Source organism: Paenalcaligenes niemegkensis, assembly GCF_022230885.1.
Classification (GTDB): domain Bacteria; phylum Pseudomonadota; class Gammaproteobacteria; order Burkholderiales; family Burkholderiaceae_B; genus Paenalcaligenes; species Paenalcaligenes niemegkensis.
On sequence record NZ_JAKGCT010000004.1, the window covers coordinates 1,427,630 to 1,442,976 of the forward strand.

Here is a 15,347-nt window from a genome sequence, read left to right on the forward strand (position 1 = left end):
ACCGCCTAGAGTAGATATGCTGAGTACAAATTGTTCTATAAAGACAAACATTCTAGCCGCTGATGCCGAAATAAAACATGCTGCAGGGCAGCATAGGCACCATTTGCGAAAAAACACAACTTTATAGGTCTTGCGAGGGATGAGGAAACACCCCTTCAGGGTCAAAATAGGTTTTCAATGTGGCATCCATTTCAGATGCTTGCAGCGCTACTGAGTCATCGTCCGTCCAGAGCGGAAACTCATTGGGCCCGGCCAAGGGCAAATCGAGCAAACGCTCGTCAATAACCAGCCATTCGACCCAGCCCAGATCGCCTCCGCTCCCCAACAAAAGGTGGGCCAGATTTAACTCCGCGCCATCCGCTGGCCGAAGCGCGTCCAGACGGTAGCGCCCTAACCACTCTGGCCTATTCAGGCAAGACAAGGCAAAGGGTGAAGCCAGCAATACAAAGAGCTCTGGCACCAGCTTACGCAAGGCAGCACAGTTCAACGGCTTGGTATTTCCGGTTCCAAAGGGGCCTAAGCTGGCCGCACTGCCGTCTGCCATTAGCAGCGAGGCGTGAACCACACCGCTCCCCTGTGTTTGTCCCGTGGGCCAGTAATGATGATGCCGATCGGCAAGCCATGCCGCCACACTCAGATTAGCAGGTACCTGAGCAAATGCCGAAAGTCCTGCTGCTTCAAGCTCACCCACCAGACAGCCTGGCTGCACAAACCATTGAGGCGATTCAGCCGATAAACGCTGAAACGAGTTCAAGTGGGCAATGGGATCCACCCACAGAACCGGCTGATCTAAATCGGCGTGCGCGTCAGGCACACCGTCCAGCGCCATGCACACTCCGTGCGCAGCGCACAAGTCTCTGGCATGATGTGTATCTGCTGCCGTTTTAGGCAGCAGACGCGCCTGCTCGCTTTGCTGTTGATTTGAAATACGTTGCAGTGTGCCTTCTACTCTACGCTCTAACTGTAGACAAAACGTCTCCCAGGCGCTCTTCGAGCCACGACGACCGCCAAAAAATGCGCGACGAGATACAGAATGCATTGTGTTTTCCTGCTATGTGCTTAAACTTATTAACACTATACGAATAGCCATACGGCCGTTTCTTGCGGCCTGATACTTTTACTCGAGAATTTAGTTTTTATGTTTCGCCTCGCGCAACGCACAGAGCTAGCTGTGCCCTTTCACGCTGTAGAACTTTTTAAACAAGCCAATGCATTGATTGCGCAGGGCAAAGACATTATCAGCCTTGGTATAGGCGAACCCGATTTCACTGCTCCGCCTACTGTCGTTGAAGCGCTGCATCAGGCCGCCTTGGCGGGACGTAGTCAATATACCTCACCCTTGGGCATATACGAGCTGCGCGTCGCGATTAGTCAGTATTATGCTGAACACTTTGGTGCCAATGTTTCGCCAGAACGTGTCGTGATAACTGCTGGCGCTTCCGGGGCCTTAAGCCTGGCCTGCTTGACTCTCATAAACCAGGGTGACGAAGTCTTGATGCCCGACCCTTCGTACCCGGCCAATCAGAACTTTATTTTGTCGGCAGGCGGTAAACCCACCCTAATTCCGACCAGCGCCGAGCAACGCTTTCAGCTGAGTGTCGACGACATACGAGCAAACTGGGGCCCGGCTACACGCGGTGTGCTTATCGCATCCCCCAGTAATCCTACGGGTGCCACCATTGCCAAAGCCGAGCTTGCGGCACTGGTTCAGGAGGTAAAGTCACGGAATGGTTTTGTGATTATGGATGAAATCTACCTGGGCCTGTATTACGACGAGAAACCCGAAAGTGCGCTGGTGCTGGATGACAACATCATCATTATCAATAGCTTCTCAAAATACTTCCACATGACAGGGTGGCGTTTAGGCTGGCTTATTGTTCCGGAACAGATCGTAGCTGCGGTTGAGCGCCTGGCCTCAAGCTTATCGATCTGCGCGCCATCGTTGGCCCAACACGCTGCGCTGGCCTGCTTCGAGCCCGAAGCAATGGCTACCTACGAGCAACGCCGCATTGCCTTCAAAGCTCGCCGGGATTTTCTGCTGCCTGCCTTAAACGACCTGGGTCTGCACGTTCCCGTAACACCTGATGGCGCATTCTATATTTATGCTGATGTCAGCCAGCATAGCAACAACAGCGATGAGTTCTCGCAGCGGCTTTTATACGAAGCTAGCATAGCTGCAGTTCCGGGGCGCGACTTCGGTCCGGCTCTGGCTAACAAGATGATTCGTTTTTCGTATGCGACATCGCTGGAACGCTTGCACGAAGCCGTAGCCAGATTACAGAAATTCCTGGGTTAAGAAAGGCAAGGCGGCAGACTGCGCAGCTACTCGTTGCGCACCGCAATGCCTGAAGCCAAGGCCATACGCCGGCGCTCGGCCAGCACACGAGCGCCATAGCCACCATCGCTGGGGCCGGTTGCTCCGACGTAGCAGCTAAGGGCACCCGTCAGTGAGCCGCGCCGGCGGCGGCAGTCATATAAAATTTGCGTCCCTGCCCTTATGTTGGCTTCAGGACTGAAAACAGCGAGGTCACCCTCGGTGTAGTCCTCAAGCTTATCTTTATGTACGCGCGTCATGACTTGCATGAGCCCTTGAGCTCCCGCATGGCTTTCTGCAAAAGGGTTATAGCTGGACTCAATCGCAATAATCGCCAAAATCAGCTGCGGATCAATATTTTTCTCGTGCCCCACCCTGAATGCAGTGTGGATCAGCGCACCCGACACGCTATGAGCCACTTTATATTTACGGGCGATGTAACTTCTTAGCGCCTGCAGCTGTGTACGCGAGACACCCGCGATATTCACTGTGCCTGCACTTACCTGCAACGCCTCTGCAAAGGCCTGATAGGCTGATGCATTAATGCCGTCTTTTTGATTATCATCATGAATGTTGGCACGAACCTCAGGGTCCACTGATGAAGCGAACCACCCCAGTTGTGAAAAACCATCATCTTCCAATGCTGCTGGGCGTAGCGCTTCAACCACAACGGTATAAAGCTGGCTGGCCTGCTCGCGCATCGACGGCACTACAGAACCGGCTGCAATCGTTACCAACACGGCAATACCCAGATAAATGGCACAAACATGCATAAATTCTTCGAGGCGGTATCGTATTAACTGTACCCCTCGGTTAAGCATTGAACTGAACCGGGTTGGGTTCATATCGCTTATCCTCGTAAACTAGACTAGAGGCATCTTACCCTTCCAACGCGCAGAACTAAAATCGGAGCATCCAGTAGTTGTGAAATACCGTGACTTAAGAGACTTTATCGCACAGCTTGAAAAAGCGGGCGACCTAAAGCGCATAAAAACATCCGTTTCCACTCATCTGGAAATGACCGAGATTGGCGACAGAGTGCTCAAAGCTGCGGGGCCCGCCCTGCTATTTGAAAACGCTGTCCATCAGAACAGCCCTGCCTCTATGCCCGTGCTGACCAACTTATTCGGCACACCTAAACGGGTTGCCTGGGGGATGGGCGCCGACGATGTATCCGCATTGCGCGATGTAGGCGAACTACTGGCTACCTTGCGCGAGCCCGAGGCGCCGAGCGGCTTACGGGATGCTTTCTCCAAGGTTTCGATGTTGAAGTCGGCGCTTTGGGACATGGCTCCTAAAAACATCAAAAGCCCTCCCTGCCAAGAGATCGTGATCGAAGGCAAAGATGTCGATTTAAACAACATCCCCTTACAACTTTGCTGGCCGGGCGACGTGGCGCCCCTTCTGACCTGGGGTCTGGTCATTACCAAAGGACCAAAAGCAAAACGCCAAAATCTGGGTATCTACCGCCAGCAGCAAATCTCGCATAATAAGCTGATCATGCGTTGGCTCTCTCATCGTGGCGGCGCTCTTGATTTTCGGGATCATGCGCTGGCAAATCCCGGCGAGCCTTTCCCGATCGCGGTGGCGTTAGGATGCGACCCTGCAACCATTTTGGGGGCGGTAACGCCTGTTCCAGACAGTCTGTCTGAATACCAATTTGCCGGTTTGCTGCGCGGCTCACGCACCGAACTGTCCAAAGCTATCGGTAGCGATCTTTCGGTTCCCGCTTTTGCCGAAATTGTACTTGAAGGTCATATTTTACCTTCCAGCCATCCTGACGCCTTGCCCCTGACAGTGCCAGACGGAGCACCGCAGCCCCCTTCGAGCAATTATGAGCAGGCGCTTGAGGGCCCTTATGGCGATCACACCGGTTATTACAACGAACAAGACTGGTTCCCCGTCTTTACGGTAGACCGTATCACCATGCGTCGCGACCCCATATACCACAGCACTTACACAGGTAAGCCGCCGGATGAGCCGGCTGTCCTGGGCGTAGCCCTGAACGAAGTATTTGTTCCGCTTCTAAAACGCCAACTTCCAGAGATCGTTGATTTCTATCTGCCACCTGAAGGATGCAGTTACCGGCTCGCCGTAGTATCTATACGCAAGCAATATGCCGGACACGCTAAACGCGTCATGTTTGGCGTGTGGAGCATTTTGCGTCAGTTCATGTACACGAAATTCATCGTTATCGTGGATGAAGACATTAATACGCGCGACTGGAAAGAAGTGATATGGGCCATGACGACCCGCATGGACCCCGTACGAGATGCCGTTTTAGTCGAAAACACCCCCATTGATTACCTCGACTTCGCTTCACCGGTCTCGGGACTTGGCGGAAAAATGGGTATGGACGCCACCAATAAATGGCCTGGGAAACAACCAGAGAATGGGGAAGCGTTATTGACATGAGCGACGACGTCAAAACAAAAGTTGATGCAATGTGGAATGAGCTGGGCTTATAAAACAGCCTTCATCTGATGTAAAAAGAGCCAGGTTCAGTAGAATCCGGCTCTTTTTACATAACGCTTTATAGCTAAGATCAGAGCTGGACTTTTAGAGTGGTCCCATCACGCGTTTACTGCGCGCTGCATCTTTACGTTGCCGCGCGGAACGCAAAATAAATGTCTTCGCCAGACGCCAGCCAATTAACCCCAGCGCACTGGCTTTAAGCCCTTTGCCACCGATGCCGCCAACCAATGCTGAGAGTACTGACACCAGCATCGGATAACGTCCCGTGGACGTCAGCAGCAAGTTGCTCCACTGCGAAAGCCTGGACCCACGCCCCAGGCCGGAAAAGGAGTGAAACAAGTTACCAGGCCGGAGATCCTCGCTGAAATTACGTACATGACGGCAAAGCTCTCCCCTTTCTATAGCCGCCTGGGCACGGAGAAGCTCAATGCGAATTTCGCGATCTAAATTGTTACGGCGTGTGCTCATCAGGAATCTCCGGCATTATTTGACGACGAACCCCGTAGACGCTCGACCACCTCTACATCTCGCCTAAGCTCTGCGATGGTAGCAGCGAATGGATAAGGCCCCTTGTTAAGGCGATTGACGATAGCCAGGAACATCCCCAGACCAAGCGCGCCATAGACTACGATTAATACGGCAATAGCCCAATATCGATATTCGGTTGGCCAGAATAGCAAGGCAATCAGCAGTGAAAAAACCAGCAAGGCCAATGTGGAAAACAGTATTGCACCGAACAATAGGCCTAACAGTTTGATCAGGCTCGCTTTTTGTTGACTGGCTTCAAGCGAGAAGAGTTCTAAGCGTGTCCGAACAATAGAAACCAAGGTACACGTAATGTCACCCACAGATTGACGTAAAGACATGTCACCCCTTCTTATCGTTATTAGCAAGAGACGCCCCGCAAGCGGGGCGACCTTTACAGCCGGTTAAAACGAGACAGATCAGCGACGGCCAACCAAAAGACCGAAAAGCAGACCGACGATTCCTGCCACGCCGATGGCCTGCCATGGGTTATCGTGTACATAGTGATCGGTAGCTTTCACTGCTTGACGGCCGCGTTCGACCACAGCTTCCTGGGTATCGTGCAGGGCTTCACGTGTATTACGCAAGGAGCGCAATGCGTTTTCACGCAATTCAGTTGCTTTTTCACCGGACGCCGAAGCCGCTTCTACCAGTAGCTTTTCGGCCTCGTCTAAGCTCGTTTTAACGCTGGAGACGAAATCATCTTCAACCTCTTGAACTCTCTTCTTTGTGACCATTATTAGCTCCTTCAAGCAAAAATGAAACGAAAAAAGTGGTGCGCCCTGCAAAGACTTGTTAACGCACCTCTTGAACTTCAATATACGACGGAACACCATTTTGAACACTATCCTGTCGCATAACCATTTGTACCGAGGGACAATACCAGTCAGTTACCTCTGACTGCATTTCAGGAATGGGCATCACCAAGCCACTGATCGAAACCTGTGTAGCCGCCACTGTCCGATGATACTGAATAGGAAAACAGCTTTGCGGACCCAATGCTGTAGGCATTTCTTTCTCGTCACCCACGGTTTTCGCCGTGGTATGCACGGCCACAGGCTTTTCAGATCGTTTATCAAACTGCACACTAAAGCGCTGCTCTGGCAATTGCTGGCCCTTAGCATTAATTGCCTGATCGTAATTAAATAAGCCTAACAGGTTTAAATCAAAACCACCTTTAACAATTTCTCGGCCACCACCGCCTATATCACGCTCAAACCGGGCAAATCCGTCTTTAACTGACATCCAGTAATGCAATTTGGACTTACCGCCCGGCAGACCGGCTAAACCAAAGGCAGCGTTTCCGTTGACGAAAGCCTCACATTCGTTCGAGTTAACGATGCGCACCTGCGAAAGATTCATTTGCGCTTGTACTGAAATCAAGCCATTGCCGTTCAGGCTCAGGTAACCCCCATCGTGCATAAAGGGCGCATCACACACACCCGCGCTGGCGGCCGTACCACAACAAGCCAATACCACGCCTAACAGATGGGATTTATATTTTTGCATCGATTAACCATTCAACAGTAATTCCAATATTTAGCTTACCTGATTTTCTGCAACTCTCGAGCAATACCGGCAAAAGGATTGTAAAAAATAATGCCAAAGAAAAAAAGGCCGAGCTGACTCGACCTTTAAACGATAGGGTTTGACTTTATCTATTCGACTTCTTTTTGACGGGTACCAAATATTCGGTCACCAGCATCACCTAATCCAGGAACTATATAACCGTTCTCGTCAAGGTGGCTATCAATGGACGCCGTATAAATTTGTACATCCGGGTGTGCATCATGAACCGCTTTAATGCCTTCAGGTGCAGCTACCAGAACTAAAGCACGTATGGTTTTGCAGCCGGCTTTTTTCAGCAGGTCTATTGTGGCAACCATTGAACCGCCCGTAGCCAGCATGGGATCGATAATTAGAGCCAGGCGTTGGTCCAGTTCACCCACCAGACGCTCAAGATAAGTTTGTGCTTCGAAGGTTTCTTCATTTCGGGCGATGCCAATAACAGAAACCTTTGCTCCGGGGATCAGGCTGAGCACGCCATCCAGCATGCCAATGCCTGCGCGCAAAATAGGCACGACAGTAACTTTTTTGCCGGCCAGCTTCTCTACGCAGACTTCGCCGCACCACCCCTCGATGCTTGCCGGCTCGAGCGGCAGATCCTTGGAAGCCTCATAAGTTAATAAAGCGGCAATTTCCTGTGACATTTCGCGAAAATTCTTGGTACTTAAATCTGCGCGGCGCATCAATCCGAGCTTATGGCGGATGAGCGGGTGACGTATTTCGTGTATAGGCATGAAGCATCCTTGAGACCGATATACAGCTGTGTCTAAGCGACATCAGCTGAGCTTTAATCAATTCTAAACTAAACGGGGACCTCTAGCGGGTAGCCAGCCACTTAACAACAGCGTCGTCAAAAGGGCGCACCGCCGCTGAACGGCTGTCGTTGACCATGCTAACCAATATGTAACGCTTGCCAGATGCCCCCAATACATAGCCTGACAATGCCCGTGCGTCTCGGAGGGTTCCTGTTTTCAGATGTGCCCTGCCCTGAACTTCGTCGTCACGCAAGCGACGGCGGACCGTACCATCAACACCGGAAATAGCTAAAGACGAAATAAACTCAGGCATATAATTCGACCGCCAGATCACCTGCAGCATCGACGCCAGCCCCTCTGCCGTTACGCGGGCATCTCTGGATAGCCCAGAGCCGTTATCGATACGCCAGCCTTGGGTATTGACCCCTTGGCGAATCAATATTTGAGTGGCGGCACTTTCAGCCGTAGCCACCGTCGCTCCTTTTCCATTGGTTTCTGCGCCAACAGCAAGCAGTACCAAGGTTGCCATCAAGTTATTGCTTTGCTTGTTAATGGTGCGAATCTGCTCGGCCAGAGGACGGGAATCGTGCCAAACGATGGCAGATGCATTAGGAGCTACCGTACCTGACGCTACATCGCGAGCCAAGGTACCGCCCAGTTCTTTCCATAGCGATTTAAAAACCGCTCTAAAGAACTCGGGCTGACTCTGTGTAAGCCTATACACACTAAACTCGCCACAGGAGCCCGCCGCCTTTCCGCTTAGCTGGACTATCGCCCCCTGCCTTCAGTACGCACCCTCGTGCTGATATTGGGCGAACCCGGGCACCTGTTATTGGTCCATTCTATTTCACCTTCGAGCCTGATCCCAGGAACGGGAGGATCGATAAATGCGACCCATTTCCGATTTCTCGCATCGGGCTGAAGCACGATACGCGAGGCTCCCAATCCGACGACCGCCGCATCCGGACTGGCGTTATACGGTCTGTCGCCAGCCCCATCAAATGAATCTGGATTAATGCCTACATTGCCAAATACCGAGCGATCAATCACCACATCGCCCAGATTCTTTACGCCTCGCATACGTAATTCACGCAAGAGTGCCCAAAGGTCGGGTACGGTCAGGAAGGGATCTCCGCTGGCCTTGATGTACAAAGGCCCCTGCAACGATCCCTGTCCATCTACAACTCCCCCTGCGCCATCAGGCTTGTGCGCCAGGTATATTCAGGCCCCAGGGTGGAAAGTCCGACCCAGGTGCTGACCAGCTTCATTACCGAAGCCGGGTTGCGGGGCACCGAGGCATTATGATTAACAAGGGTAGTACCATCGACCTCCTGCACAATCATTGATAATGCTGAATCGGGTAATCCGGTTGCTTTCCAGGCAGGCTGCAGTTCGGCCGGCAAGCCCGAAATCTGCGCCACACCTACACTGCTCCAGGCGACAAAGCCGGACGTAACCAGGCGCGCTGCATGACGGGCCCAGCGATTTCGAATCACGCCAAACATAATTTACCTTTAGGCGAAATAAAAGTTGTAATGCCATGAGCATACCGAAATTTACGGTCTATCACGGCAAATTTAGGCCTAAATTGTACAAGCGCGTAAAATGATCGCTTATCATGGGGCAGCCCCTTACTTGTTTTTATATTTATGCCTGTAGACCCCCGACTAGACATCAGTCAATTTGACTACGTATTACCTCCCGAGCTCATTGCCCAAGTCCCCGCCGTCACCCGAAATGCAAGCCGATTGCTGCATGTGAACGCACTCGGCCAACGCAGCGACCTGCAATTCAACCTGCTCCCCAGCTTACTCAACGCTGGCGACCTTCTTGTTTTCAACAACACAAAGGTTATCAAGGCACGCCTGCTGGGACATAAAAGCACGGGCGGCAAAGTTGAAGTGCTAATCGAGCGCGTCACCGGCCCACACACCGCATGGGCCCATATCCGGGCTAGCAAGTCGCCTAAAGCCGGCATGCTCTTGCTGCTTGCCGAAGGCCTTGTACAGGCAACGGTAACTGGCCGACACGATGCCCTGTTCGAGCTCAGCTTCGCTGAACCCGTATTTGAAACGCTGGAGAAGCACGGAGCAACACCCTTGCCTCCCTACATTAATCTGCAACCCAGCGCTGCCGATGATGCCCGCTATCAAACAGTCTATGCCAAAGAGCCGGGCGCAGTTGCGGCCCCAACCGCTGGCTTGCATTTCGATGAAAGCAGTCTGGCCACACTCGCCGACATGGGGGTGCATACTGCATTTGTTACGCTGCATGTAGGCGCGGGAACCTTTCAACCTGTACGAGTTCAAAAAATCAGCGAACACGAGATGCATGCTGAACGCTATCACGTACCGGCCGAAACCCTGAGAAAAATGGCAGCAACCCGGGCTGCCGGGAAACGTATCATCGCCGTGGGCACGACCAGCGTACGAGCCCTTGAGTCTGCAGCGCATCCCGAACTCAGCAACGGTCATACCAATGCGGACGGCAGTGTAGAGGGTGACACGACCCTGTTTATTACGCCAGGCTACACTTTTAGCTGGATAGACGCACTGGTCACGAACTTCCATTTGCCTCAATCCACCTTGTTAATGCTAGTTTCTGCCCTTTCAAGCGTAGAAAACATCCAACATGCGTATGCGCATGCCATCAATCAAAAATATCGCTTTTTTAGTTATGGCGATGCCATGTTTATTGAAGCCGCCAGAGAACTATGAGTGGATTACAGTTTACGTTGTTAAAAACCGAGGGCGATGCCCGCCGCGGCGAAATCACGCTGAATCACGGTAAAGTCCAAACACCTATTTTTATGCCAGTGGGAACATACGGCAGTGTCAAAGGGATGCTGCCTCACGAGCTCACCGAGATAGAAGCACAGATTATTTTAGGGAATACCTTTCATCTTTGGCTCAGGCCCGGCACCAGCGTCATGGATGTCCATGGAGGCCTGCATGAGTTTATGCAATGGAAAGGCCCCATACTGACCGACTCCGGCGGATTCCAGGTCTTTAGCCTCAAAGGCATGCGAAAGATCACTGAAGAAGGGGTCACCTTCGCCTCGCCGATCAACGGCGACCGCATGTTTCTCACTCCTGAGGAATCCATGCGCATACAACGCTCGTTAAACTCCGATATTTCGATGGTGTTCGACGAGTGCACGCCCTATCTAATAGACGGCAGAGCGGCCACGCATGCTGAAGCAGCACAATCCATGCGTATGTCGTTACGCTGGGCACGCCGTTCCCGTGATGAGTTTAAAGCGCTGGATAACCCCAACGCCTTATTCGGTATTGTTCAGGGCGGCATGTACGAAGACCTTCGCGACGAATCCCTGGCTGGCCTTGTCGATATAGGATTTGAAGGTTATGCCATCGGAGGGCTATCGGTAGGTGAACCTAAAGATGATATGTTTCGTATTCTGGCTCATACCACTCCGCAACTGCCTGCGAACGCCCCCGCTACCTGATGGGTGTAGGCACGCCTGAAGACCTGGTAGAGGGTGTTAGCCGAGGAATTGATATGTTCGATTGCGTGATGCCTACCCGAAACGCCAGAAATGGGTGGTTATTTACGCGTTTTGGCGATTTAAAATTGCGCAATGCCCGCTATAAAGACGATACTCGCCCTGTAGATCCGAGTTGCAGCTGCCACACGTGCGAAAACTTCTCGCGCTCGTACTTGCACCACCTGCACCGCTCTAATGAAATTACCGGTGCCAGATTAAACACCTATCATAATTTGCACTTTTATTTACAAATCATGAAGGAAATACGCGAAGCTATTGAAGAAAATCGCTTTCAAGAGTGGAAAGACACTTTTGCGCGTGACCGTTCTCGAGGTATCGAATAAGCTATGCATCGCTCATGGCTTTTTATATGCCGCTACAATAGCACGTTGAGTTTTTTCAAATCTTAAAAATTACCCTACACCAAACAGGAGCACCTCATGTCCGTTGCTGACATCTTGACATTAATACCGGCCCAAGCGGCAGGCGGCGATAACGCCTTAATAGGCATGCTGCCTATTATCCTGATGTTCGTTATTTTGTACTTTTTGATGATTCGTCCCCAGATGAAACGTCAAAAAGCACACCGTAACCTCGTTGCCGGTCTAAGCAAAGGCGATGAAGTCATCACTACTGGTGGCTTGCTAGGAAAAATTACTAAAGTTAACGACAACTACGTTACCGTTGAAGTTGCCAACCTTGGTGAGAAGCCCGTAGAGATTCTTCTACAACGCCAGGCAGTAGGCTCTGTTCTACCTAAAGGTACGATCAAAACCCTGTAAGCCAATTCTCAACCCGGACACCCGTCCGGGTTTATTTATACCGCTCTTGCCGTAAAGCGCCCATGAACCGTTATCCCATTTGGAAATACCTCACCGTCTTAGCAGCATTAGTTATAGGCATTGTGTATACCCTGCCTAACTTTTTTGGTGAGTCGCCTGCGGTACAAGTCGCAGGTGCTAAGTCTACGGTCAAGGTGGATGTCGACATGATATCGCGCGTTGAAGATATTCTTCAGCGTAACAACCTTGAGTCCACAGGCTCCTTCTTCGAACAGAACGGACCCGCCGGCACCGTCAGAGTCCGCTTCGGCTCTACAGATGAACAGCTACGAGCTAAAGACATCATTGAGCATGAGCTCGTCACAGATGCCGACGATCCCGATTACACCATTGCCTTGAATCTGATGCCTGCTTCACCAGCATGGCTGACAGCTATCAGTGCCAGGCCTATGCACCTGGGCTTAGACCTGCGTGGTGGCGTGCATTTCCTGCTCCAAGTCGATATGCAAGGCGCGCTTAGCAGCCGCTATGAATCCTTGGCATCGGAAGTTCGCACCGTGCTGCGTGAGGAGCGCATCAACAACGCCGGTATCGAGCGCCAGAGCCTCACGGTAGTGGCCCGCTTTGATTCCGCAGCAGAACGCGACAGCGCGATAACCGCTTTACGCCGGCAAATTCCCGATCTGACCTTCACCCCTTCAAATACTGAAGGCTTTGAGCTTCATGGCACGCTGGCAGAAGCTGCCATCATTCAGACGCAAAGCAATGCCCTGCGCCAGAATATCACTACCTTGTATAACCGTATCAACGAGCTGGGCGTGGCGCAGCCTATCATCCAGCAACAAGGTGCCGACCGAATCGTAGTACAGCTACCCGGAGTTCAGGACGTCGCCAAGGCTAAGGAAATCCTGGGCCGCACTGCCACCCTGGAAATCCGCCTGGTTGATGACTCTCCCACCGCTATTGCCGCACTGAACGCAGGCACAGTCCCATTTGGCTTAGAGCGCTACACAGACCGTGATGGCCGCGACCTGCTGCTTAGACGCCAGGTCGTCCTGACTGGTGAGAACCTGCAAGATGCACAGCCTGGGCGCGATTCGCAAACCCAACAGGCATCAGTGAACCTCACTCTTGATAACAAGGGCTCACGAATCTTCCGCGATGTAACACGCAACAACATCAATAAGCGGATGGCTATTGTGTTGTTCGAGAAAGGTAAAGGCGAGGTGGTCACTGCCCCTGTCATTCGCAGCGAGATACCGAATGGTCAGGTTCAGATCACCGGCAGCATGGGTCCTCAGGAAGCAGCCGATATTTCTTTATTATTGCGCGCTGGCTCCCTGGCTGCACCCATGAGCATTATCGAAGAACGCACCATCGGACCAAGTCTTGGGGCAGACAACATCAAGCAGGGCTTTGACTCTACGCTATATGGCTTTATTGCTATTGCCATTTTCATCGTTCTTTACTACCGGCTGTTCGGTCTGTTCTCAACGCTGGGCCTTAGCTTTAACGTGCTGCTTTTGCTTGCCATCCTGTCGATGCTGCAAGCCACTCTGACACTGCCTGGTATTGCTGCTATCGCCCTCACCCTGGGGATGGCCATTGATGCCAACGTGCTCATCAATGAACGAATACGCGAAGAGCTACGGGGCGGCGCATCACCTCAGCAAGCCATTCAATTAGGTTTCGACAGGGCATGGGCCACCATCTTTGACTCGAACCTGACCAGCCTGATTGTAGGGATAGCACTGTTAGCATTTGGCACAGGCCCAATACGTGGCTTCGCCGTAGTGCATTGCATCGGTATCCTTACTTCGATGTTCTCTTCGGTTGTGGGCGTGCGCGCGTTAGTAAACCTTTGGTATGGCGGAAAACGACGTTTGCAAAGCATCTCCATTGGGCAGGTTTGGAAACCTCAAGATAAGAAGTAAGCCTTTGCAGAGGCGCCTTGGGCGCCTCTCTTATCCATTACAGGCGTAGCAACATGGAATTTTTTAGAATTACACGCACCATCCCTTTTATGCGCCATGCATTGGTGCTGAATTTGATCAGTGCGCTTTTCTTTTTGGCAGCGATATTTTTTATCGGTACCAAAGGCTTTAACCTGTCGATCGAGTTCACCGGTGGCACGGTTATTGAAGTCAATTATGACGAGCCGGCCCCCTTAGATACAGTACGTGAGGCGATTGGCGGTTTAGGTTACTCCGATTTCCAGGTACAGAACTTCGGCACCTCCCGTGATGTCATGATCCGTCTGCCTTCCCACGAAGGCTCGGAAACTGCAACACAAAGCCAGGCCGTACTTAGCGCCTTGCAAGAAACCCATGCCGGCAGCAACGTAGAGCTTCGTCGTGTCGAGTTCGTAGGACCTCAGGTAGGGCAGGAACTAGTACAAAACGGCCTGATGGCACTGTTGTTCGTAGTCGTCGGTATCATGGTGTACTTGGCCTTCCGCTTCGAGTGGAAACTAGCCGTATCCTGCGCCCTGGCAAACTTGCATGACGTAGTTATTATTTTGGGCTTTTTCGCCTTTTTTCAGTGGGAATTCTCGCTTGCAGTGTTGGCAGGGGTTCTAGCTGTACTGGGCTATTCGGTAAACGAGTCGGTGGTGGTCATGGATCGTATCCGTGAAAACTTCCGCAAACAGCGCCGTATGCCTACCGACCAGATTATTGATCTCTCGATCACACAAATTATTTCCCGTACTGTGATTACTCACGGTTCTACGCAGATGATGGTGCTGTCGATGTTTTTCTTTGGCGGACCGACACTACATTACTTTTCGCTGGCACTTACCATCGGTATCTGGTTTGGTATTTATTCTTCAGTATTCGTAGCAGCCGCCATATCCATGTGGCTGGGCGTTCAACGCGAAGACCTTATCAAACCCATCAAGAAAGATGAAGAGGAAAGTGGCGAGCTAGTCGAATAGCACAGTCCTGAAATCACGATGCAAAGCAAAGGCCAGCAAATGCTGGCCTTTGTTTTATCGGCAAATACGGCTAATATTCAGACCGCGCAGGGCTGGCAGCCCATCAATACACAGTCCAAAGACTTTCCACCGTAAAGCTTAATTCACCGCGCTAACCACATAATCAGCAATGGCATTGCGAGCATCTTCATCCAAAGTGGCTGCAAACGACGGCATTGCACCCATACCCTCAATCATTACTTTCTGCACCTGCTCCCGAGTTGGCTTGAGCTCGTCCAGATCGGGACCAATACCGCCCGTTGCCCCCGCATCCTGCAAAGTGTGGCAAAGCGCACAGGCCATAGGCTTGGCATCCGTATTAAATAAGGTTTTACCTTCGTCTAACACTGCCTGATCTGCAGCATGGACGGAGCCGGCAGCAGCGACTACAAACGCAGCTGAAAGCAGCCGCAGGGTATTTTTTACAAACATCATGACTCCTGAACACAAA

Annotated in this window: 13 protein-coding genes and 3 pseudogenes; 7 read left to right on the forward strand and 9 right to left on the reverse strand. The window is 51.8% G+C overall.

What is annotated here, in order from left to right:
• Positions 1-121 precede the first annotated feature (121 nt).
• Positions 122-1,039 (reverse strand): hypothetical protein, encoded by a 918-nt coding sequence (locus L1889_RS10875; RefSeq protein ID WP_238665137.1) that lies wholly within the window; start codon positions 1,037-1,039, stop codon positions 122-124.
• A 99-nt stretch (positions 1,040-1,138) separates the two neighbouring features.
• Between L1889_RS10875 and L1889_RS10880 the strand changes: the two genes are divergently transcribed.
• Positions 1,139-2,296, forward strand: coding sequence for a pyridoxal phosphate-dependent aminotransferase (locus tag L1889_RS10880; RefSeq protein ID WP_238665138.1), 1,158 nt, complete (start codon positions 1,139-1,141; stop codon positions 2,294-2,296).
• A gap of 26 nt (positions 2,297-2,322) precedes the next feature.
• On the opposite strand, the gene L1889_RS10885 is transcribed toward L1889_RS10880, so the two are convergent.
• The gene (locus L1889_RS10885; protein ID WP_238665139.1) at positions 2,323-3,159 is read right to left on the reverse strand and encodes a transglycosylase SLT domain-containing protein; all 837 of its coding nucleotides are present in this window, start codon (positions 3,157-3,159) and stop codon (positions 2,323-2,325) included.
• A 79-nt stretch (positions 3,160-3,238) separates the two neighbouring features.
• On the opposite strand from L1889_RS10885, the pseudogene L1889_RS10890 reads away from it, so the two are divergent.
• A pseudogene (locus L1889_RS10890) lies at positions 3,239-4,782 on the forward strand (UbiD family decarboxylase).
• Between the two features lie 91 nt (positions 4,783-4,873).
• On the opposite strand, the gene L1889_RS10895 reads toward L1889_RS10890, so the two are convergent.
• The 6 genes and pseudogenes from L1889_RS10895 to dacB all read right to left on the reverse strand — a co-directional run bounded on the left by L1889_RS10895 (position 4,874) and on the right by dacB (position 9,140).
• Positions 4,874-5,257, reverse strand: coding sequence for a hypothetical protein (locus L1889_RS10895; RefSeq protein ID WP_238665140.1), 384 nt, complete (start codon positions 5,255-5,257; stop codon positions 4,874-4,876).
• Complete coding sequence (locus tag L1889_RS10900) at positions 5,257-5,655, reverse strand: phage holin family protein (RefSeq protein WP_238665141.1); 399 nt, start codon at positions 5,653-5,655, stop codon at positions 5,257-5,259. The genes L1889_RS10895 and L1889_RS10900 overlap by 1 nt, the downstream gene beginning before the upstream one ends.
• 78 nt (positions 5,656-5,733) lie before the next feature.
• Positions 5,734-6,051: an ElaB/YgaM/YqjD family protein gene (locus tag L1889_RS10905; RefSeq protein ID WP_238665142.1), complete on the reverse strand. Its 318-nt coding sequence runs from the start codon at positions 6,049-6,051 to the stop codon at positions 5,734-5,736.
• Positions 6,052-6,109: 58 nt separating this feature from the next.
• Positions 6,110-6,823, reverse strand: coding sequence for a hypothetical protein (locus L1889_RS10910; RefSeq protein WP_238665143.1), 714 nt, complete (start codon positions 6,821-6,823; stop codon positions 6,110-6,112).
• 149 nt (positions 6,824-6,972) lie between these two features.
• Complete coding sequence (gene upp / locus L1889_RS10915; protein WP_238665144.1) at positions 6,973-7,614, reverse strand: uracil phosphoribosyltransferase; 642 nt, start codon at positions 7,612-7,614, stop codon at positions 6,973-6,975.
• Between the two features lie 82 nt (positions 7,615-7,696).
• Positions 7,697-9,140 (reverse strand): annotated as a pseudogene (dacB, locus tag L1889_RS19210) (D-alanyl-D-alanine carboxypeptidase/D-alanyl-D-alanine endopeptidase).
• Between the two features lie 144 nt (positions 9,141-9,284).
• On the opposite strand from dacB, the gene queA reads away from it, so the two are divergent.
• From queA to secF, 5 genes and pseudogenes are all read left to right on the forward strand, one after another.
• The gene (gene queA / locus L1889_RS10925; RefSeq protein WP_238665145.1) at positions 9,285-10,352 is read left to right on the forward strand and encodes a tRNA preQ1(34) S-adenosylmethionine ribosyltransferase-isomerase QueA; all 1,068 of its coding nucleotides are present in this window, start codon (positions 9,285-9,287) and stop codon (positions 10,350-10,352) included.
• Positions 10,349-11,484: pseudogene (gene tgt / locus L1889_RS10930) on the forward strand (tRNA guanosine(34) transglycosylase Tgt). Before queA ends, tgt begins: the two are co-directional and overlap by 4 nt.
• Before the next feature lie 96 nt (positions 11,485-11,580).
• Positions 11,581-11,922 (forward strand): preprotein translocase subunit YajC, encoded by a 342-nt coding sequence (gene yajC, locus L1889_RS10935; protein ID WP_238665146.1) that lies wholly within the window; start codon positions 11,581-11,583, stop codon positions 11,920-11,922.
• Positions 11,923-11,984: 62 nt separating this feature from the next.
• Complete coding sequence (secD, locus tag L1889_RS10940; protein ID WP_238665147.1) at positions 11,985-13,856, forward strand: protein translocase subunit SecD; 1,872 nt, start codon at positions 11,985-11,987, stop codon at positions 13,854-13,856.
• A gap of 53 nt (positions 13,857-13,909) precedes the next feature.
• Positions 13,910-14,857: a protein translocase subunit SecF gene (gene secF, locus L1889_RS10945; RefSeq protein WP_238665148.1), complete on the forward strand. Its 948-nt coding sequence runs from the start codon at positions 13,910-13,912 to the stop codon at positions 14,855-14,857.
• 138 nt (positions 14,858-14,995) lie between these two features.
• Here the strand turns inward: secF and sorU are convergent, their stop codons facing one another.
• Positions 14,996-15,331, reverse strand: coding sequence for a SorU family sulfite dehydrogenase c-type cytochrome subunit (gene sorU, locus L1889_RS10950; RefSeq protein WP_308217625.1), 336 nt, complete (start codon positions 15,329-15,331; stop codon positions 14,996-14,998).
• Positions 15,332-15,347: the final 16 nt, after the last annotated feature.